Origin of the sequence: Micromonospora sp. NPDC005206 (assembly GCF_040608175.1) — a bacterium.
Classification (GTDB): Bacteria; Actinomycetota; Actinomycetes; order Mycobacteriales; family Micromonosporaceae; genus Micromonospora.
Map to the genome: position 1 here is coordinate 225266 of NZ_JBEXHU010000002.1, position 17879 is coordinate 243144.

Genomic DNA, 17879 nt, shown 5'->3' on the forward strand with positions numbered 1-17879 from the left:
GATCCGCCGGGGACGGATGACGCAGAGTGCTTACAGAACCCTTAACCCCGGCCTGCGACGGTATGCCGGACGAGTGGAACCACGGGGAGCGGAAACGTGCGGGTGCTGGTGGCGGACGACGAGCGGTTGCTGGCGGACACGGTGGCCGAGGGGCTCCGACGCCTCTCGATGGCCGTCGACGTCTGCTACGACGGCGACGGTGCGCTGGAGCGGATCGGAGTTAACCGGTACGACGTGGCCGTCCTGGACCGGGACATGCCCGGGCACACCGGAGACGAGGTGTGCCGCACCATCGCCGACTCCCAGGTGGGCACCCGGGTGCTGCTGCTCACCGCGGCGGCCGGCATCCGGGACCGGGTGGCCGGTCTGGACCTCGGCGCGGACGACTACCTGACCAAGCCGTTCGCCTTCGCCGAGCTGGTCGCCCGGGTGCAGGCCCTCGGCCGGCGGTCCACCCCGGCGCTTCCGCCGGTGCTGGCTCAGGACGGTGTGGTGCTGGACGTGGCCCGGCACGTGGCCACCCGGGACGGCCGCCCGCTGGCGCTGAGCCCGAAGGAGTTCGCCGTGCTGCACGTGCTGCTGCGCGCCGCCGGGCAGGTGGTCAGCGCCGAGGAGCTGCTGGAGCAGGCCTGGGACGAGTTCGCCGACCCGTTCACCAACGCCGTACGGGTCACCGTGATGACCCTGCGCAAGAAGCTCGGCGACCCGGCCGTCATCCACACCGTGCCCAAGGCCGGCTACCGGCTCGGCGGCCCGGCGTGAGCTGGACGCCCCGCCGCCGGGTGCTGCTCGTGGGCCTGCTGGCGTTGCTGGCCGGGCCGCTCCTGCCGACGGTCGGCAAGTGGCTGAGCGGGCTGATCTGGACCCGCGGGCAGCAGATCTGCGATCTGCCGCTGCCCGGCCTGATGGAGGTCTGCGCGTCGGCACACCAGGGCGGGTTCGTGCTGCCGGTGGTGGCCACGCTGGTCGTGGTTCTGGCCACCCTGGTGGCGCTCTGGTTCGGCGCGGTGTGGTGCCTGCGTCCCGTCCGCGACCTGGCCGAGCCGATCGGGCACCTCGGCCCGCAGAACCTCGGCCACCGGATCCGGCCCCGAGGCCGCGACGAGCTGGCCCGGCTGTCCCAGGCGATCGACGAGATGATGGAGCGCGTCTCCGCCGGGTACGAGGGGCAGCGGCGGTTCGCCGCGAACGCCTCGCACGAACTGCGTACCCCGCTGGCGGTGCAGCGCACGCTGATCGAGGTCGGGATGGCGCGGTCGCTCACCGCTGAGCAGCTGGAGCTGTTGACCGGCCAGCTGCTGGAGACGAACGAGCGCAACGAGCGGCTGATCGAGGGCCTGCTCGCGCTCAGCGAGAGCGACCAAGGCCTGCGCTCGCGTACCCCACAGCGGCTCGACGAGATCACCGCCGCGGTGCTCACCGGATACTGGGACCGTGCCCGGGAGGCCGCCGTGACGATCGACGCCCACCTCACGCCCCGGGTCGTCGTCGGCGAGCGGGTGCTGCTCGAACGCCTGGTCACCAACCTGGTGGAGAACGCGATCAAGTACAACCGGCGCGGCGGCTCGCTGACCGTCACGGTCGGCGGCTCGCCCGCGCTGTCCGTGGTCAACACCGGTCAGCCCGTGCCGGCCGAGGCGGTTGCCGGCCTCTTCGAGCCGTTCCGCCGCCTCGCCCGGGATCGCACCTCGCACGGCGGCGGCGCCGGCCTCGGCCTGGCCATCGCCCGCTCGATCACCCAGGCGCACGACGGCATCATCGCTGCCCGACCCGGCGAGCAGGGCGGCCTGCGGGTGGACGTCCAGCTACCCACTCCGCCCTAGCACTCCCACCCGCCCTCCCGGGATCCGCGTGTCGCGGCATCCCTGCCTTCGGCGTGCCCGAAAACAACCGTCTGCCAGCCGTGGACCCGGTCCCGGCCCCAGCGCGACAGAAGGAGAACCATGTCCCGCACCGCTGCTCCGGCCGGCCTGTGCCGTGCCGACGTCGAGGAGGCCGCCCACTGGCTCTCCGGCCGGGTGGTCCGCACCCCCGTGCTGCGGTCCGCGGTGATCGACGGGCTGGCCGGGGCCCGGGTCCTGCTCAAGGCGGAGAACCTCCAGGACGGCGGCTCGTACAAGATGCGCGGCGCGCTGCGGTCGGTCGGCCGCCTCGCCACGGCCGGGCACGACGGGGTGATCGCGCAGAGCACCGGCAACCATGCGGTGGCCGTGGCGTTGGCGGCCCGGCAGCACGGGCTCGCGGCCACCGTGGTGCTACCGGTCGACGCGGCGCCGACCAAGGTCGAGCGGGCCCGGGCGGCGGGGGCGCGGGTGGTGTTCGCCGGCACCGGCGTCGACGAGCGGGTGGCGACGGCCCGGCGGCTCAGCGAGGAGACCGGTCACCCCGTCATCGACGCGTACGACCACCCGGACGTGATCGCGGGGCAGGGCACCGCCAGCCTTGAGCTGATCGAGGAGGCCGAGCGCGTCGGCAGCCCGCTGGACGCGTTGGTGGTCCCGGTCGGTGGCGGCGGCGGGGTGGCGGGCGCCTGCCTGGCCGCCGCCGGCACCGCCATCGAGGTGTACGGCGTGGAGCCGGTGGGCTGCGACTCATTGGCCCGCAGCCTCGCGGCCGGCGAGCGGGTTCCGGTCGCCCCGGCGCCCACGATCGCCGACGGGCTGCGGCCGTCCTGCGTGGGTGAACTGCCGTTCGCCATCCTGCGGACCGCCCTGCGCGGGGTCGTCCGGGTCGACGACGACGAGATCGCGGCGGCCTTCCGGCTGCTCCTGATGGAGCTGAAGGTGCTGGTCGAGCCGTCCGGAGCGGCCGGTCTGGCCGGTGCGCTCCGGCTAGCCGCCGAGGCCGGTGTGCCGCGGCAACGAACGGTCGGCGTGGTGCTGACCGGCGGAAATGTGGAGGCGGCGCTAGTGGCCCGGTTGACGGTCCAGCGGCTCGTCGAGTTGACGACTGTGGAAGGAGCGGCGGCATGAGCGCGCCAACTCGGATCGGAATCCTGTTCGGCGGCCCGTCGGCGGAGCACGAGGTCTCCTGCGCCTCCGCCCTCGGCGTGGCCCGGGCGCTGGCCGGCGGCGGGTACCGCACGGTCGCCATCGGCGTCACCCGCACCGGTGCGTTCCGGCTGATGCCGGACGCGCTGCTGGCCGAGCTGCGCGACCGGCCCGCCGCCGAGCGGGCGATCGACGACCGGCTGACGGTGACCGGGCCGGCGGTCGAGCTGCGCTCCGGCCCGCGCGCGGGCACCGTGCAGGTGTCCGCGGTGAACGCCCCCGGCGCGGTGCACGCGGAGCTGGACGTGGTCTTCCCCGTGCTGCACGGCCCGTTCGGTGAGGACGGGGTGGTGCAGGGGCTGCTGGAGTCGCTCGACGTGCCGTACGTCGGGTGCGGCATCCTGGCCTCCGCGGTGGGCATGAACAAGGTGGCGATGAAACGGGCGCTGCGCGCCGACGGCATCCCGACCACCCCGCACGTCGCGTTCGACGCGCACACCTACCGCGCGACCGACGACCCGGAGAAGCTGGTGCTCGGCCTGCGCCGGCCGCTGTTCGTCAAGCCCGCCAGCATGGGTTCGTCCATCGGGATCTCCCGGGTGGACGAGGGCGACGACCTGGCCGCCGCGGTCGAGGAGGCGCTCCAGCACGACCAGCTCGTCATCGTCGAGCAGGGGGTCACCGGCCGGGAGTTGGAGTGCGCGGTGCTCGGCGGCTGGCGCCCGGAGGCGTCGGCCGTGGGGGAGGTGCGCGTCGCCGGCGGCTGGTTCGACTATCAGCAGAAGTACTTCGGCGACGCCGACCCCATGATCGTCCCGGCGGTGCTGCCCGAGGAGGTGACCGAGCGGGTTCGCGAGCTGTCGCTGCGCGCGTTCGCCGCGATCGGCGGCTGGGGGCTGGCCCGGGTCGACTTCCTGTACGACGAGACGACCGGTGAGCTGTACGTCAACGAGCTGAACACGATGCCCGGCTTCACCGCGCACTCCATGTACCCGAAGGTGTGGGCGGCGGCCGGCGTCGGCTACCGGGAGGTGGTGGACCGGTTGGTCGAGCTGGCCCGTACCCGGCACGCGAGCCGACCCGTGACCGCCACCAGGAGCGGCCGATGATCCTGCTCTCCGATCCCCGGGTGGCGGCGGTGCCCAGCGCCGACGACGGCGACCCGCTGGTGGACCGGCGCGAGCTGCCGAAGCTGCGACTGGACCGGCGTGCGGCCGACCCGTCCGGCGCGTACGCCCGGCTGCGCGCCGGCGTCGCGGACCGGCTCCTGGCCGCGCAGCGTGCGCTGCCCGCCGGGGTGCGGCTGCTGGTCATCGAGGGGTACCGGCCGTACCAGGCCCAGTTGGTCATCTTCACCGGCTACCGGGGTGAGCTGCGCCGGCGGCACCCGGACTGGTCCCCGAAGCGGCTGCACCGGGAGACCACCAAGTTCGTCTCGCCGGTCGAGGTGGCCCCGCACAGCACCGGCGGGGCCGTGGATCTGACCCTGTGCACCGACGACGGCGTGGAGTTGGATCTCGGCACGGCCGTCGACGCCACGCCGGAGGACAGCGCGAACGCCTGCTTCACCGACGCCCCCACCATCGACGGGGCCGCCCGGCGGCACCGGCAGATCATGGTGGACGCGCTCGGTGGCGCCGGGCTGGTGAACTACCCGACCGAGTGGTGGCACTGGTCGTACGGGGACCGCTACTGGGCCGTGACCACCGGGGCGCCTCGCACCCGGTACGGACCGGTGGATCTGGCCGCCGCGGCGATCGGTGCCCGTGTCGGCTGAACGGTAGGGCGCTCCCGTCCGTACCAGGCGGTAAGAAACCACCGAGGACGGGAGTGACGGCGATGAGGGTGCAGCGCAAGCACGTGCTGGCGGCGACCGTGGCGGTGCTCGCCGCGGCGGGCGTGGCGGTGGGGACCGGTTTCGGGTTCGCCGGGACCGCACCGGCACGGCAGTCCGTCTGCACGGGCTCGGTCACCTTCTCGGCGGAGGGCGGGGCGCCGGCGGCGACCAGCGACCGGTTCCCGGTGGGTACGCGGCTGCGGGTGACCAACCTGGACAACAACCGGGCGGCCACGGTGACGGTGACCGGCCCGTCGGGCAGTTGTGTGCTGCTCAACGCCGCCGCGATGGAGCTGGTCCGTGAGCCGGGGAAGAACGTGATCCGCCGCAACGTGGTGGAACGGCTGGACGGCGAGGCCGCCCCGCCGGCAGCCGGCACGGTCCGGCCCGGGTCCGCGTCTCCCGGCGCGCCGGGCCCGGCGCCCCGCTCGGCCTGCTCGGGCTCGGTCACCTTCTTCGCCGAGGGCGGGACGCCGGCGGCGACCAGCGGGCAGTTCCCGGTGGGTACGCGGCTGCGGGTGACCAACCTGGACAACAACAAGGTCACCACGGTGACGGTGACCGGCCCGTCGGGCAGTTGTGTGCTGCTCAACACCGCGGCGATGGATCAGATCCGTGAGCCGGGCAAGAACGTGGTCCGCCGCAACACCGTCGAGGTCCTGCGCTGACGATCTGCCGTCAGAAGCTGACACTGCCGTTAGGAAGGGCCCCTTCTTATGCACCAGGCGTTAAGAAGGGGCCCTTCCTTCGGGTCAGGCGAAGGTGGCGTCGAGGATGTCGGCGCCCCGGGTCAGGTGGGCGTCGGAGATCACCAGCGGGGGCAGGAAGCGCAGCACGTTGCCGTACGTGCCGCAGGTCAGGGTGAGCAGGCCGGCGGCGTGGCAGGCGGCCGAGATCGCCGCCGTGGCCGACGGGTCGGGAATGAGCGTGCCCGGCTGCACCAGTTCCACGGCGAGCATCGCGCCCCGACCGCGTACCTCGGCGATCCGGGGATCCCGCTCGGCGATGGCCCGTAGCCGGGGCGCCAGCACCGCCTCGATCCGACGGGCCGCGCCGGCCAGATCCAGCTCGTGCATGGTCTCGATGGTCGCCAGCGCGGCGGCGCAGGCGAGCGGGTTGCCGCCGTACGTGCCGCCGAGCCCGCCGACGTGCACCGCGTCCATCAGCTCGGCCCGGCCGGTCACCGCCGCCAGCGGCAGGCCGCCGGCGATGCCCTTGGCCAGGGTGACCAGGTCGGGCTCGACACCCTCGTGCTGGCAGGCGAACCAGTCGCCGGTACGGCAGAAGCCGGTCTGGATCTCGTCGGCGACGAAGACCACCCCGGCCGCTCTCGCCCAGCCGCTCAGTGCCGGCAGGAAACCCGGCGCGGGCACCACGAAGCCGCCCTCGCCCTGGATCGGCTCGATCAGCAGCGCGGCGACGTTCTCCGCACCGACCTGCTTCTCAATCATCTCGATCGCCCGCGCCGCCGCGTCCGCGCCGGACAGCCCGCCGTCGCGCAGCGGGTACGACATCGGCACCCGGTAGATCTCACCGGCGAACGGCCCGAACCGGTGCTTGTACGGCATGTTCTTCGCGGTCAACGCCATCGTCAGGTTGGTCCGGCCGTGGTACGCGTGGTCGAAGACCACGACCGCCGGCCGCCCGGTGGCGTGCCGGGCGATCTTCACGGCGTTCTCCACCGCCTCGGCGCCGGAGTTGAACAGGGCCGAGCGCTTCTCGAACCCGCCCGGCGTCAGCGCGTTGAGCTGCTCGCACACCGCCACGTACGACTCGTACGGCGCGACCATGAAGCAGGTGTGGGTGAACCGCTCGACCTGCGCCCGTACCGCCTCGACGACCTTCGGCGCGGAGTTGCCGACGCTGGTCACCGCGATGCCGGCGGCGAAGTCGATCCACTCCCGGCCGTCGACGTCGGTGAGCGTCCCGCCCGACGCGTGGTCCACGTAGGACGGGATCACGCTGCCGACGCCCCGCGCGACGGCACCGCCGCGCCGCTTGTGCAGTTCCTCGGAGGATGTCACGGGGTCAGCCCTCGATGTTGTGCATGACGTGCTTGATCCGGGTGTAGTCCTCCAGGCTGTAGACCGAGAGGTCCTTGCCGTGCCCGGAGTGCTTGAAGCCGCCGTGCGGCATCTCGGAGACGAACGGGATGTGCGTGTTCACCCAGACGCAGCCGAAGTCCAACCGCCGGGTCATCCGCATCGCCCGGCCGTGGTCCCTCGTCCAGACCGACGCCGAGAGGCCGTAGTCGACGCCGTTGGCCCAGCGCACCGCCTCGTCCTCGTCGGAGAACCGCTGCACGGTGATCACCGGCCCGAACACCTCGTCCTGGATGATCTCGTCGGCCTGGCGCAGCCCGGAGACGACGGTCGGCGCGTAGAAGTAGCCGCGCTCGCCCTGCCGGGAGCCGCCGGTCTGGATCGCCGCGTGGTCCGGCAGCCGGTCGACGAAACCACTGACCCGGGCGAGCTGGTTGGCGTTGTTCAGCGGGCCGTAGAGCACGTCGGCGTCGTCCGGTGCGCCGGTCCTGGTGGTGCGGGCCTGCTCGGCGAGCGCCGCCACGAAGTCGTCGTGGATGCCCGGCCCGGCCAGCACCCGGGTGGCCGCCGTGCAGTCCTGCCCGGCGTTGAAGTAGCCGCCCAGCGCGATAGCCTCGGCAGCCGCCGCCACGTCCGCGTCGTCGAAGATCACCACCGGCGCCTTGCCGCCCAGTTCCAGGTGCGTCCGCTTCAGGTCGGGGGCCGCCGCGGCGGCGACCTCCATGCCCGCGCGGGTCGAACCGGTGATCGACACCAACTGCGGGGTCGGGTGCGAGACGAGGGTACGGCCGGTGTCCCGGTCGCCGCAGACCACGTTGAACACCCCCGGTGGAAAGAACTCCGCGGCGATCTCGGCGAGCAGCAGCGTCGACACCGGCGTGGTGTCCGACGGCTTGAGCACCACCGTGTTGCCGGCGGCGAGCGCCGGGGCGATCTTCCAGACCGCCATCATCAGCGGGTAGTTCCACGGGGTGACCTGGGCGCAGACGCCGATCGGCTCGCGTCGCACGTACGAGGTGTGCCCGGCCAGGTACTCCCCGGCGGACCGCCCCTCCAGCAGGCGGGCGGCGCCGGCGAAGAAGCGGAACTGGTCCACCGCCGGCGGTAGCTCCTCCTCGGCGGTGAGCTGGCGCGGCTTGCCGGTGTTGCGGACCTCGGCGTCGACCAGTTCCGCCGCCCTGGCCTCCACGGCGTCGGCGAGCTTGAGCATCGCCCGCTGCCGCTCGGCCGGGGTGACGTCCCGCCAGCTCTCGAAGGCGGTCGCGGCGGCGGTCATCGCCGCGTCCACGTCCGCCGCGCCGGAGACCGGGGCCTGGGCGAACACCTCACCCGTGCAGGGGTCGATCAGGTCGGCGTAGCCACCGTCGGCCGGTTCGACGTAGGAGCCGTTGACGAAGTTGCGCAGCTGCTGCTGGTCACTCATGACGAGATCTCTCCGAGGGGGCCGGGTGCGGTCTGCGGCGGTTATCGCAATCTGTCTGCCATCTTGGCCACTGAATTCGCGGTAGACAAGGGCTGCGGCGACTGTTTCCGTCGGCCGCTCTCTCGTCTACGCTGCTCGGCGTGGAGCCCGCACCCTTCTTCGTCGCCTCCCGCCTCGCCCACGGCGAGGGCGAGCTGACCGTCCACCACCCGTACGACGGTCGCCCGGTGGGGCGTACCACCGTCGCCACGGCCGACCAGGTCGAGGCCGCCGTCGCCGCCGCGGCCGGGGTGGCCGCGCAGGCCGCGGCTCTGCCCGCGCACGCCCGCGCGGCGGCCCTGGACCACGTCTCCCGGCGGCTCGCCGAACGCGCCGACCCGGTCGCCGCCCTGATCACCGCCGAGAACGGCAAACCGCTGAAATGGGCCCGCGCCGAGGTCGGACGGGCCGTCTCCACCTTCCGGTGGGCCGCCGAGGAGGCCCGCAGGTTCTCCGGGGAGCTGCAACGCCTCGACACCGACCCGGCCGCCAGCGGGCGGATCGCGCTGGTGCGGAGGGTGCCGAGAGGGCCGGTGCTGGGCATCGCGCCGTTCAACTTCCCGCTCAACCTGGTCGCGCACAAGGTGGCGCCGGCCATCGCGGTCGGCGCGCCGATCATCGTCAAACCGGCCCCGGCGACACCGCTGTCCGCGCTGCTGCTCGGCGAGCTGCTGGCCGAGACCGAGCTGCCGGCCGGCATGTTCTCGGTCCTGCCACTGCCGAACTCCCGCGCCGCCGAGCTGGTCACCGACCCCCGACTGCCGGTCGTGTCGTTCACCGGGTCCGGGCCGGTCGGCGCGGCCATCCGTCGGCAGGCGCCGGAGAAGCACGTGACCCTGGAACTGGGCGGCAACGCGGCCGCGGTGATCTGCGCGGACTGGACGGCCGACGAGGACCTGGCCTTCGCCGCGCAGCGGATCGCCACCTTCGCCAACTACCAGGCCGGACAGTCGTGCATCGCCGTCCAACGGGTGTACGTGCACCACAACCTGTTCGCCGACTTCCTGCCCCGGCTGGTGGCGGCGGTGCGCGCGCTGCGCACCGGCGACCCCGCCTCCGAGCTGACGGACGTGGGCCCGATGGTGTCAGAGGACGCGGCACGCAGGGTCGAGACGTGGGTGGCCGAGGCGGTGGCGGCCGGCGCCACCGTCGAGGTGGGCGGCGAGCGCGACGGCGCGACGTACCCCCCGACCGTCCTCACCGGCGTGCCGGCGGGCGCCAAGGTCGTCGCCGAGGAGGTGTTCGGCCCGGTGCTCGTGGTCGCCCCGGTCGCCGACGACCAGGCCGCGTTCACCGCGGTCAACGATTCGGCGTACGGGTTGCAGGCGGGCGTGTTCACCCGGCGCCTGGACGTGGCCTTCTCCGCCGCGCGGTCGCTGGAGGTGGGCGGGGTGATCGTCGGAGACGTGCCGTCGTACCGGGCGGACCAGATGCCGTACGGCGGGGTCAAGGGCAGCGGCGTCGGCCGGGAGGGGCTGCGCAGCGCGATGGACGACTACACCGAGCCACGGGTCATGGTGCTGACCGGACTCGCGCTCTAGCCGACCGGCCAGGTGCCGTCGTCACGGACCCGGGCGGGGGCGCGGCCGAGCAGCAGGGTGGTCAGCGCGGCGTCGATGGTGTCGCCGAGGAACCACTCGCCGGCCTGGTCCAGTGCGAAGACCCGGCCGTGCTCGTCCACCACCAGGATGCTGTCCTGCTGCTCGGTGCCGATCGGAAAGAGCCGTACGCCGAGCACCGCCCCGAAGTCGGCGAGGGTGTCGGCGGTGTGCGCGATGGTGTGCGGGCGGATGTCGAAGCGGGAGATCCACACCTGCTCGCCCGGGCCACGCCGGGCGCCGACAGGCTGGGGAACGCGGTCAGCGCCTCAAGGCGGCGGGGAAGACCTCGTGTCGGTGGGCCCGCCCCGGCACGGCGGTGACGTCCCGCACGGCGGCGGCGGCCATGATCTGATCCCCGATGTGCGGTCGCCAACCGGCCGCCACCAACGCGTTGGCGACGTCGGGCGGAAAGCGGCCCGGGTCGGGGTCGGGCTCCGCCGGTGCTTGCCAGGTCTCGGTGTAGGCCCGCGCCGACTCCGGCAGGACGTTGGCGCTGACCAGAAAGTTGATGCACGAGTCGCAGGGCCGGTCGGCCACTCCACCAGCGGGATCGCCCTGCTCACGGATCCGGAAGACCTCCAACCGGGCATCCTCGAAGAGGAGCGCCGCGTCGCCCCGACCCATCGGCGCGACGCCCTCGGCCGCCCGCACGTGGTCGTACTCGTGCAGTACGTCGGACACCACGATCAGCTCGGCATGACTCTCGCCGCCGCGGACCAACTCACCAGGCGGCAGTTCGTCCAGGTAGGTACGGATGAGCGGGTGATGGTTCAGCGGGACGTCGCCCTTCGTCCCCTGCGCCGTCCAGACCCGACCGCCGATGGCCAGGTGCGCGGCGGAGTTCGGGGTGGGGACCCGGTTGATCTCCCGGACCAGCGGGCTCGACGGGTCGACCGTGCGGGGCGGAGCAGCTCCGAGCTGCCGGTGACCCGGGCGCGGACCCCGGGCTGGCGGCGAGTTAGGCAGAACCCATTGCGGCTTCCGTCGCGGATCGACGAGGGTCGCCGTATGGCTGATTCCCTCACCGACCCCGACCCCGGCCCCGAAGCGAATACCTCCGGCAGCGAGCCGGGCAGAACCTTCGAATGGTTGGCCAGGTTCGTCCACCCGGACGACGACCCCCGCTCCGGCAGCGACATCGTCGACGAGCGGACCGTCCTCATCGAGTTTTTGCGCAACCAGCGTCTGACCTTCCAATTGAAGTGCGACGGTCTGGACGCCGACCAGTTGGCCCGGCGGCCGGTTCCGCCGTCGACGATGTCGCTGCTCGGTCTGATCCGGCACCTGGCCGAGGTGGAGCGCGGTTGGTTCCGGCGGACGATGGCGGGTCAGGACGCGCCCAAGCTCTACTGCTCGGACGACGATCCCGATGGCGACTTCGACGGTGCGGTGGCCGATTCGGAGGTGGTCGCGGAGGCGTGGCGTGCCTGGCGGGCGGAGGTGGACTTCGCCGAGCGGTTCGTCGAGACGTCCGATCTCGGGGTGCAGGGGCGGCAGCGCAAGGGCAACACCATCGTGCTGCGTGAGCTGTTGGTGCACATGATCGAGGAGTACGCGCGACACAACGGCCACGCCGACCTGTTTCGCGAGCGGATCGATGGCCGGGTCGGTCAGTGAGCGTCAGCGGAGTCCGGCTCGGCCTGGGTGTCGCGGCGGCGGCACGGCCGGTGCGCGCGGCACGCCGCCCGGGAGCGGCGGAATAACATCCAGGGATGGCAGCAGAACCGGGGACGGAGAAGAAGAGTCAGTCCAATGCCTGGGCCTGGCCGGTGGGCATCCTGCTCGGTCTGGCCATCGGCATCCCCTTGTTCGGTTCGACGGGCGGCGTCGCCTTCGGTGTCGCCATCGGCATCGCCTTCGCGATCGCCTTCGGTGCGACCAGGAAACCGGCCGAGAGCCGCACCGGCGGTGACTCGGACGGCGACGCCGGCACTACCGGGAGCGGCCCGACTCGGGGCGGGCCGGAGGGCAGCGCCACTGGGGACGATGCCGGCGGCTCGCGCCAAGGATGAACGACTCCGGATCAGGGATATCGCGGCATCGAGGGCAGTGGGACAGCCCGATCTCGCCGAAACCGAGTGGATCATGGCAGGAGGCGGGGCCGCGCAGTGTGGCGGAGGCGGTGGCCGTACAGGAGGAGTTGCGGCCGCTGGTCGACCTGGTCGCGCCGGGGCCGGCCGCGCCGGCCACGGTGGCTGGCCTGGACGTCGCGTACGCGAAGAGCGGTGACCTGCTCGCGGCGGCCGTGACCGTGCTGGACGCCCGGACGCTGGCCGTGGTGGACTCCGCGGTCAGCGTGGGCCGGCCCGCGTTCGGCTACGTCCCGGGGCTGTTCGCCTTCCGTGAGATGCCCGCGTTGCTCGCCGCGCTGGACCGGCTGACCACCCTCCCGACCCTGCTGGTCTGCGACGGGCACGGGCTGGCCCATCCGCGCCGGTTCGGGCTCGCCTGTCATCTCGGGGTGGTCACCGGGCTGCCCGCGATCGGGGTCGGGAAGACGCCACTGGTCGGCGAGTGGGTTCCGCCGCCCGCCGAGCGGGGTGCCTGGTCGCCACTGCGCGACGGGGGCGACGTCGTCGGTCGGGTGCTGCGGACCCAGGCCGGGGTGAAGCCCGTCTTCGTCAGCGTCGGGCACCGGATGAGCCTGGCCAACGCCACCGCGCAGGTGCTCGCGCTGGCCCCGCGCTACCGGTTGCCGGAGACCACCCGTACCGCCGACCGGCTCTGCCGGGACGCCCTCGCGGCGGCGGTCTGACCGGTCGGAGACCGACGGCATGAGGCACCCGCCGCAGGTCGGCGGGTTGGGGTCGGAAACCGTAACGCCGCACACATGCGGGCCGCTCTATGACCGGTGGTGGGGGTGGCCCGGTAGTAGCCTGACCCGCGGACCCCACCCGGGGAGGAACGGTGAGGTGATCATGACGGTTCGTCGGCGCGCGGCGCGTCTCGCGACGGTCTGCGGTCTGGTGGGCGGCTTGGTGATGCTCGGTGCGTCCCCCGCGCTGGCCGACGACGACTCGGTCCGCGTGGGTGCGCCCAGCAGCTTCGCCGCCGGCGGCTCCCCCGAGGGGGTGAACGTCGCGGTGCGCAAGCGCTCGGACGGGTGCGTCCTGCTGCGTACCGCCCTGGGCCTGCGTCTTTCGGGCCTCCAGCCGGATCAGGTGTCGGTGCAGGTCAACGCGGGCGGGCGCTGGTTCCCGGTGGCTGTCTCCGGCGGCGGCGGCAGCGTGGCGACCGCGCAGACCTCGCCGGCGAAGCCGACCCTCTGCAAGGGCAAGGGCATCACCGTGCGGTACCGGGTGGCGTTCGCCGCCGGTGCGCCGGCCGGCCGGCTCGCGGTGACCGGCGTGGCGCTCAGCGCGGCGGGCCAGGAGTTGGGTCGGGGTTCCGACTCGTCGAAGCTGACCAGCCGGGCATCGGCGTCGCCGACCCCGTCGAAGAAGCCGTCGCCCACCCCGAGCGCGACCATCGAGGCCGCCCCGACCGACGACGCGGTGAACCAGGCCGTGCTGGGTGGCGTGTCCGGCGCACCCGACACCACGGCGACCGCGGCCGAATCATCCGGCGGCTCGCCGGTGATGTTCTTCGGTATCGCGATGGTGGCGGTCGGCCTGCTGCTCATCGTGCTGCTGTTCCGTCGCTCGCGTCAGGACCGGAAGCCGGCCGACGAGCTGTCCGGACCGCTGCCGGGCAACCCCGGTGGCACCACCTACCGCTCCGGGAGTGGGTCGCCGGCCGCGCCCGGCCAGCCCGGCCAGGTGTACGGCCAGCAGCCGCCGCCCGGCGGCTACGGCGCGGTGCCGGCTCCCCGGCCCGCAACCGGCGGGGTCTACGGCGCCCCACCGGCCGGGCCCCCGTCGCCGCCCGGCGCGACGCAGGCCATGCCGGACGCTCCGGATGGCCGGCCCGGCCCCGACGAGCCACCCGCCGCCGCTGGCGGCGACCACACCGTCTTCATGCCTCGGCTGCCCGGCTGAGCGGGGCCGGACCCGGACCCTCCGATACGCTCAGGTCCGGTGGAACCTGCGGCCAAGGAGCGGAACCCGTGTCTGATCTGTCCCAGATCGTGAAGGCGTACGACGTCCGAGGGACGGTGCCGGACCAGTGGGACGAGCGGGTCGCCGAAGCCCTCGGAGCCGCGTTCACCCAGCTGCTCAACAGCACCGACGAGCCGGGCGACGCGGTCGTCATCGGGTACGACATGCGAGCCACCTCGCCGGGGCTGGCCGCGGCCTTCGCGGCCGGCGTCCGCGCCGAGGGGCGCTCGGTGATCGAGATCGGGCTGGCCTCCACCGACCTGCTCTACTTCGCGTCCGGCTCACTCGATCTGCCGGGTGCGATGTTCACCGCCAGTCACAATCCCGCGCAGTACAACGGCATCAAGATGTGCCGCTCGGGTGCCCGCCCGATCGGCCAGGACAGCGGTCTGACGGAGATCCGTGAGCGGGCCCAGGCCCTGCTGGACTCGGGCGAGGCCCGCCCGGCCGGCGACCCGGTCCGGCCGGCCGAGCGGCGCGACCTGCTGCCCGACTATGCCGCCTACCTGCGCAAGCTGGTCGACCTCTCCGGTATCCGGCCACTGAAGGTGGTGGTCGACGCCGGCAACGGGATGGGCGGCTTCACCGTCCCCACCGTGCTCGGCGACGCCGCCCTGTCGGCCCTGCCGCTGGAGATCGTGCCGCTCTACTTCGAGCTGGACGGCACCTTCCCCAACCACGAGGCCAACCCGCTGGACCCGGCGAACCTGGTCGACCTCCAGCGCGCCGTGGTCAAGCACGGAGCCGAGATCGGGCTCGCCTTCGACGGCGACGCCGACCGCTGCTTCGTGGTGGACGAGCGTGGTGAGCCGGTTTCACCGTCGGCGATCACGGCCATGGTCGCCGCTCGGGAGCTGGCCAAGCACCCGGGTTCCACCGTGATCCACGGGCTGATCACCTCCAGCGCGGTGCCGGAGATCATTCGTGAGCACGGTGGGGAGCCGGTGGTCGCCCGGGTCGGGCACTCCTTCATCAAGGCGGAGATGGCCCGCACCAACGCCGTCTTCGGCGGCGAGCACTCGGCGCACTACTACTTCCGGGACTTCTGGTTCGCCGACACCGGGATGCTCGCCGCGATGCACACGTTGGCCGCGCTCGGCGAGCAGTCGCTGCCGCTGTCCGTGCTGGCCGGCGAGTACGAGCGCTACATCGCCTCCGGTGAAATCAACTCGACGGTCGTCGACCAGGCGGCGGCGGTGGCCGAGGTGCGCGCCGCGTACCCCGAGGCGGTGGCCGACGAGATGGACGGGCTCACGCTGCGTTTCCCGGACGGCGCCTGGTTCAACCTGCGAGCCTCCAACACGGAGCCGCTGCTGCGGCTCAACGTCGAGGCGCCCACCCGCGAGCGGATGGTCTCGCTCCGGGACGAGGTGCTGGGCCGGGTTCGCCGATAAGATCGCCTGCGCCGGTCGGCACCGCCGCCGGTAAAGCCGCACACGTGGAAGGAGCCGTGCCATGGCCCTGGACCCGCAGTTGCTCGAGATTCTCGCCTGTCCGGACACGCACCACGCCCCGCTCACCTACGACGCCGACGCGCAGACGCTGACCTGCACGGAGTGCGGCCGGATCTTCGAGGTCCGCGACGACGTGCCGGTGCTGCTGCTCGACGAGGCGCGCGGCGGCCCCGGACAGCCGTCATGATCGACGGTACGGCCGGGGTCAGCGGGCGTCGCGACGCCGACGAGGCCCTGCTCGACAGCCCGGAGGCGCTGGCCGAGCACGACCCGGGCGGCATGCTCCGGCACACCGCCTCGGCCGGTGCGCAGGTCCGCGAGACGGCCGCGCTGGCCGCCGAGGCGAACCTGGCGGTGCTCGCCGACGACGGGCGGCCCCGGGCCGTGGTCATCGCCGGCATCGGCACCGCCGGGCGTACCGGAGACGTGCTGGCCACGGTCGCCGGGCCGCGCTGCCCGGTGCCGGTCATCGCGCACCGCAGCGCTGGTGTTCCCGGTTGGGTCGGTGCGGCCGACGTGGTCATCGCGGTGAGCGCGTCCGGTCGTAGCCCGGAGGCGCTCGGCGCCGCCGAGGCGGCGCACCGGCGTGGCGCACGGCTGGTCGCGGTGGGCGCCCCCGACTCGCAGTTGCAGTCGGTCGCCGAGCGGGCCCGCGCGCCGTTCATCCCGGTGCCCCGGCGTGCTCCGGCCCGGGCCAGCCTCTGGGCGCTCACCGTGCCGGTTCTGCTCGCCGCCCGTTCCCTCGGGCTGGTGAAGGTCAACGAGGCGGACCTGGCGGAGACCGCGGCCCGGCTCGACGCGGACGCCGACCGCTGCCGCTCCACCGCGGAGTCCTTCGTCAACCCGGCGAAGTCGCTGGCCCTGGGCCTGGCCGGCTCGGTCCCGATCGTCTGGGGCTCGTCCCCGCTGGCCACCGTGGCGGCCCGCCGGTTCGGTGACACCCTGTCGGCGAACGCCCGCTACCCGGTGGTCACCGGGGCGCTCGGCGAGGCCGGCCGGGGCCGGGTCGGGTTGCTGGACGGCGTCTTCGGTGGCCTGGCCGAGGGGGAGCGGGACATCTTCGCCGATCCGGCGGAGGACGACGGCGAGGGCACCCGGCTGCGGCTGGTGCTGCTGCGCGACGGCGGGCTCAACGCCGAGGACGACACGGACGAGCCGCTGGCGGTCGAGGAGCGCCGCGCCGACGCGGTGCGGACCCTCGCCGAACGCCGCGGTGTGCGCTGCGACGTGGTGACCGCTGAGGGTGGGTCCGCGCTGGAGCGGCTGGCCTCGCTGATCGCCGTACCGGATTTCGCCTCGATCTACCTTGCCCTGGCCCACGGGCTGGACCCGATGGCGGTACCGGCCATCACCGAGATGAAGGAGCTGTCGAACCAGTGAACGGACGTAGGGGACGGCTCGCCATGCGCGCATCGGGCAGCGCAGTGCGGCAGAGCGGAGCGACGGCGTGAGCGCCAACGGCGGGACGAAGGCGATCGTCGCCGCCCTGCTGGCCAACGTCGGCATCGCCGTCACCAAGTTCATCGCGTTCCTGCTCTCCGGCTCGTCGTCGATGTTGGCCGAGGCGGTCCACTCGGTCGCCGACTCCGGCAACCAGGGCCTGCTGCTGCTCGGTGGCAAGCGCGCCAGGCGGGAGGCGACCCCGCAGCACCCGTTCGGGTACGGCCGGGAGCGCTACATCTACGCGTTCATCGTGTCCATCGTGCTGTTCAGCATCGGTGGCTTGTTCGCCCTGTACGAGGCGTACCACAAGTGGGACGACCCGCACGGCATCAAGTCCTGGCACTGGTTGCCCGTGGTCGTGCTGGTGGCGGCGATCGTCATGGAGTCGTTCTCCTTCCGGACCGCCATCAAGGAGTCCAACCAGATTCGGGGCAACCAGTCCTGGGTGCGCTTCATCCGCCGGGCCAAGGCGCCTGAGCTGCCGGTGGTGCTGCTGGAGGACTTCGGCGCGCTGGTCGGTCTGGTGTTCGCGCTGTTCGGCGTCGGCATGACGCTGATCACCGGCAACGGCCGGTGGGACGCCGCCGGCACCGCGATGATCGGCATCCTCCTGGTCACCATCGCCATCGTGCTGGCCATCGAGACCAAGAGCCTGCTGCTCGGTGAGGGCGCCGAGTCCACCGACGTGGCTGCCATCGAGCGCGCGGTCACCGACGGCCCCGAGGTGGAGCGGATCATCCACATGAAGACGCTCTACCTGGGCCCGGAGGAGCTGATGGTGGCCGCGAAGATCGGGGTGCCGGCCTGCGAGAGCGCCCAGGATCTGGCCCGGGGCATCAACGCGGTGGAGGCGCGGATCCGCGCCGCGGTGCCGATCGCCCGGGTGATCTACCTGGAGCCGGACATCTTCAGCGCCGCCGCTGCCGAAGCCGGCACCGGTGCCGCCGCCGACACCGCCGTACCGCAGCCCCAGGATGCGTCCGGCGAGGCGGCCGGGCGGCCCGGGGGCTGAC

The 17879-nt window shown here is 73.0% G+C and carries 19 protein-coding genes; 15 read left to right on the forward strand and 4 right to left on the reverse strand.

Translation table 11 applies throughout. The features are described 5' to 3' along the window. Positions 1 to 96: 96 nt before the first annotated feature. The 6 genes from ABZU69_RS03205 (at position 97) to ABZU69_RS03230 (ending at position 5495) form a co-directional block, all read left to right on the forward strand. A complete protein-coding gene (locus tag ABZU69_RS03205) occupies positions 97 to 762 on the forward strand; it encodes a response regulator transcription factor (RefSeq protein WP_354962769.1) in 666 nt (221 codons plus the stop codon). Further along, a complete protein-coding gene (locus ABZU69_RS03210; protein ID WP_354962770.1) occupies positions 759 to 1823 on the forward strand; it encodes a HAMP domain-containing sensor histidine kinase in 1065 nt (354 codons plus the stop codon). Before ABZU69_RS03205 ends, ABZU69_RS03210 begins: the two co-directional genes overlap by 4 nt. Before the next feature lie 120 nt (positions 1824 to 1943). Further along, positions 1944 to 2972, forward strand: coding sequence for a pyridoxal-phosphate dependent enzyme (locus ABZU69_RS03215; RefSeq protein ID WP_354962771.1), 1029 nt, complete (start codon positions 1944 to 1946; stop codon positions 2970 to 2972). Then, on the forward strand, positions 2969 to 4099 hold the full coding sequence (locus tag ABZU69_RS03220; protein WP_354962772.1) for a D-alanine--D-alanine ligase family protein: 1131 nt from the start codon (positions 2969 to 2971) through the stop codon (positions 4097 to 4099). Before ABZU69_RS03215 ends, ABZU69_RS03220 begins: the two co-directional genes overlap by 4 nt. After that, entirely contained in the window at positions 4096 to 4767 is a 672-nt protein-coding gene (locus tag ABZU69_RS03225) for a M15 family metallopeptidase (protein ID WP_354962773.1), read from the forward strand. The genes ABZU69_RS03220 and ABZU69_RS03225 overlap by 4 nt, the downstream gene beginning before the upstream one ends. 62 nt (positions 4768 to 4829) lie before the next feature. Next, complete coding sequence (locus tag ABZU69_RS03230; RefSeq protein WP_354962774.1) at positions 4830 to 5495, forward strand: hypothetical protein; 666 nt, start codon at positions 4830 to 4832, stop codon at positions 5493 to 5495. Positions 5496 to 5579: 84 nt separating this feature from the next. On the opposite strand, the gene gabT is transcribed toward ABZU69_RS03230, so the two are convergent. Both gabT and ABZU69_RS03240 read right to left on the reverse strand, forming a co-directional pair. Further along, complete coding sequence (gabT, locus tag ABZU69_RS03235) at positions 5580 to 6851, reverse strand: 4-aminobutyrate--2-oxoglutarate transaminase (protein WP_354962775.1); 1272 nt, start codon at positions 6849 to 6851, stop codon at positions 5580 to 5582. Positions 6852 to 6855: 4 nt separating this feature from the next. After that, the gene (locus ABZU69_RS03240) at positions 6856 to 8292 is read right to left on the reverse strand and encodes a gamma-aminobutyraldehyde dehydrogenase (protein WP_354962776.1); all 1437 of its coding nucleotides are present in this window, start codon (positions 8290 to 8292) and stop codon (positions 6856 to 6858) included. Positions 8293 to 8432: 140 nt separating this feature from the next. Here ABZU69_RS03240 and ABZU69_RS03245 point away from each other — a divergent pair, with 140 nt between their 5' ends. Continuing rightward, positions 8433 to 9872, forward strand: a complete 1440-nt coding sequence (locus ABZU69_RS03245) for an aldehyde dehydrogenase family protein (protein ID WP_354962777.1) — start codon at positions 8433 to 8435, stop codon at positions 9870 to 9872. On the opposite strand, the gene ABZU69_RS03250 is transcribed toward ABZU69_RS03245, so the two are convergent. Next, complete coding sequence (locus ABZU69_RS03250) at positions 9869 to 10144, reverse strand: SUKH-3 domain-containing protein (RefSeq protein WP_354962778.1); 276 nt, start codon at positions 10142 to 10144, stop codon at positions 9869 to 9871. The two genes, ABZU69_RS03245 and ABZU69_RS03250, sit on opposite strands and share 4 nt — an antisense overlap. Before the next feature lie 46 nt (positions 10145 to 10190). Continuing rightward, entirely contained in the window at positions 10191 to 11039 is an 849-nt protein-coding gene (locus ABZU69_RS03255) for a YwqJ-related putative deaminase (RefSeq protein WP_354962779.1), read from the reverse strand. Here ABZU69_RS03255 and ABZU69_RS03260 point away from each other — a divergent pair. From ABZU69_RS03260 to ABZU69_RS03295, 8 genes are all read left to right on the forward strand, one after another. Then, the gene (locus ABZU69_RS03260; RefSeq protein ID WP_354962780.1) at positions 10941 to 11549 is read left to right on the forward strand and encodes a DinB family protein; all 609 of its coding nucleotides are present in this window, start codon (positions 10941 to 10943) and stop codon (positions 11547 to 11549) included. The genes ABZU69_RS03255 and ABZU69_RS03260 overlap by 99 nt on opposite strands. A 95-nt stretch (positions 11550 to 11644) precedes the next feature. Beyond that, on the forward strand, positions 11645 to 11944 hold the full coding sequence (locus ABZU69_RS03265; RefSeq protein WP_354962781.1) for a hypothetical protein: 300 nt from the start codon (positions 11645 to 11647) through the stop codon (positions 11942 to 11944). 110 nt (positions 11945 to 12054) lie between these two features. After that, positions 12055 to 12687, forward strand: a complete 633-nt coding sequence (locus tag ABZU69_RS03270) for an endonuclease V (RefSeq protein ID WP_354962782.1) — start codon at positions 12055 to 12057, stop codon at positions 12685 to 12687. 163 nt (positions 12688 to 12850) lie between these two features. Further along, positions 12851 to 13909, forward strand: a complete 1059-nt coding sequence (locus ABZU69_RS03275) for a hypothetical protein (protein ID WP_354962783.1) — start codon at positions 12851 to 12853, stop codon at positions 13907 to 13909. A 68-nt stretch (positions 13910 to 13977) separates the two neighbouring features. Then, positions 13978 to 15363: a phosphomannomutase/phosphoglucomutase gene (locus ABZU69_RS03280; RefSeq protein ID WP_354962784.1), complete on the forward strand. Its 1386-nt coding sequence runs from the start codon at positions 13978 to 13980 to the stop codon at positions 15361 to 15363. 61 nt (positions 15364 to 15424) lie between these two features. Beyond that, positions 15425 to 15610 (forward strand): Trm112 family protein, encoded by a 186-nt coding sequence (locus ABZU69_RS03285; RefSeq protein WP_210793188.1) that lies wholly within the window; start codon positions 15425 to 15427, stop codon positions 15608 to 15610. Continuing rightward, positions 15607 to 16803, forward strand: coding sequence for an SIS domain-containing protein (locus tag ABZU69_RS03290; RefSeq protein WP_354962785.1), 1197 nt, complete (start codon positions 15607 to 15609; stop codon positions 16801 to 16803). The genes ABZU69_RS03285 and ABZU69_RS03290 overlap by 4 nt, the downstream gene beginning before the upstream one ends. Positions 16804 to 16870: 67 nt before the next feature. Next, positions 16871 to 17878: a cation diffusion facilitator family transporter gene (locus ABZU69_RS03295; RefSeq protein ID WP_354962786.1), complete on the forward strand. Its 1008-nt coding sequence runs from the start codon at positions 16871 to 16873 to the stop codon at positions 17876 to 17878. Position 17879: the final 1 nt, after the last annotated feature.

Excerpts from the sequence above, each read along its gene's own strand:
- ABZU69_RS03230 (WP_354962774.1), top strand. The coding sequence starts at position 4,830 with ATGAGGGTGCAGCGCAAGCACGTGCTGGCGGCGACCGTGGCGGTGCTC.
- ABZU69_RS03260 (WP_354962780.1), top strand. The coding sequence starts at position 10,941 with ATGGCTGATTCCCTCACCGACCCCGACCCCGGCCCCGAAGCGAATACC.
- ABZU69_RS03265 (WP_354962781.1), top strand. The coding sequence starts at position 11,645 with ATGGCAGCAGAACCGGGGACGGAGAAGAAGAGTCAGTCCAATGCCTGG.
- ABZU69_RS03275 (WP_354962783.1), top strand. The coding sequence starts at position 12,851 with ATGACGGTTCGTCGGCGCGCGGCGCGTCTCGCGACGGTCTGCGGTCTG.
- ABZU69_RS03285 (WP_210793188.1), top strand. The coding sequence starts at position 15,425 with ATGGCCCTGGACCCGCAGTTGCTCGAGATTCTCGCCTGTCCGGACACG.
- ABZU69_RS03240 (WP_354962776.1), bottom strand. The coding sequence starts at position 8,292 with ATGAGTGACCAGCAGCAGCTGCGCAACTTCGTCAACGGCTCCTACGTC.
- ABZU69_RS03220 (WP_354962772.1), top strand. The coding sequence starts at position 2,969 with ATGAGCGCGCCAACTCGGATCGGAATCCTGTTCGGCGGCCCGTCGGCG.
- ABZU69_RS03290 (WP_354962785.1), top strand. The coding sequence starts at position 15,607 with ATGATCGACGGTACGGCCGGGGTCAGCGGGCGTCGCGACGCCGACGAG.
- ABZU69_RS03215 (WP_354962771.1), top strand. The coding sequence starts at position 1,944 with ATGTCCCGCACCGCTGCTCCGGCCGGCCTGTGCCGTGCCGACGTCGAG.
- ABZU69_RS03225 (WP_354962773.1), top strand. The coding sequence starts at position 4,096 with ATGATCCTGCTCTCCGATCCCCGGGTGGCGGCGGTGCCCAGCGCCGAC.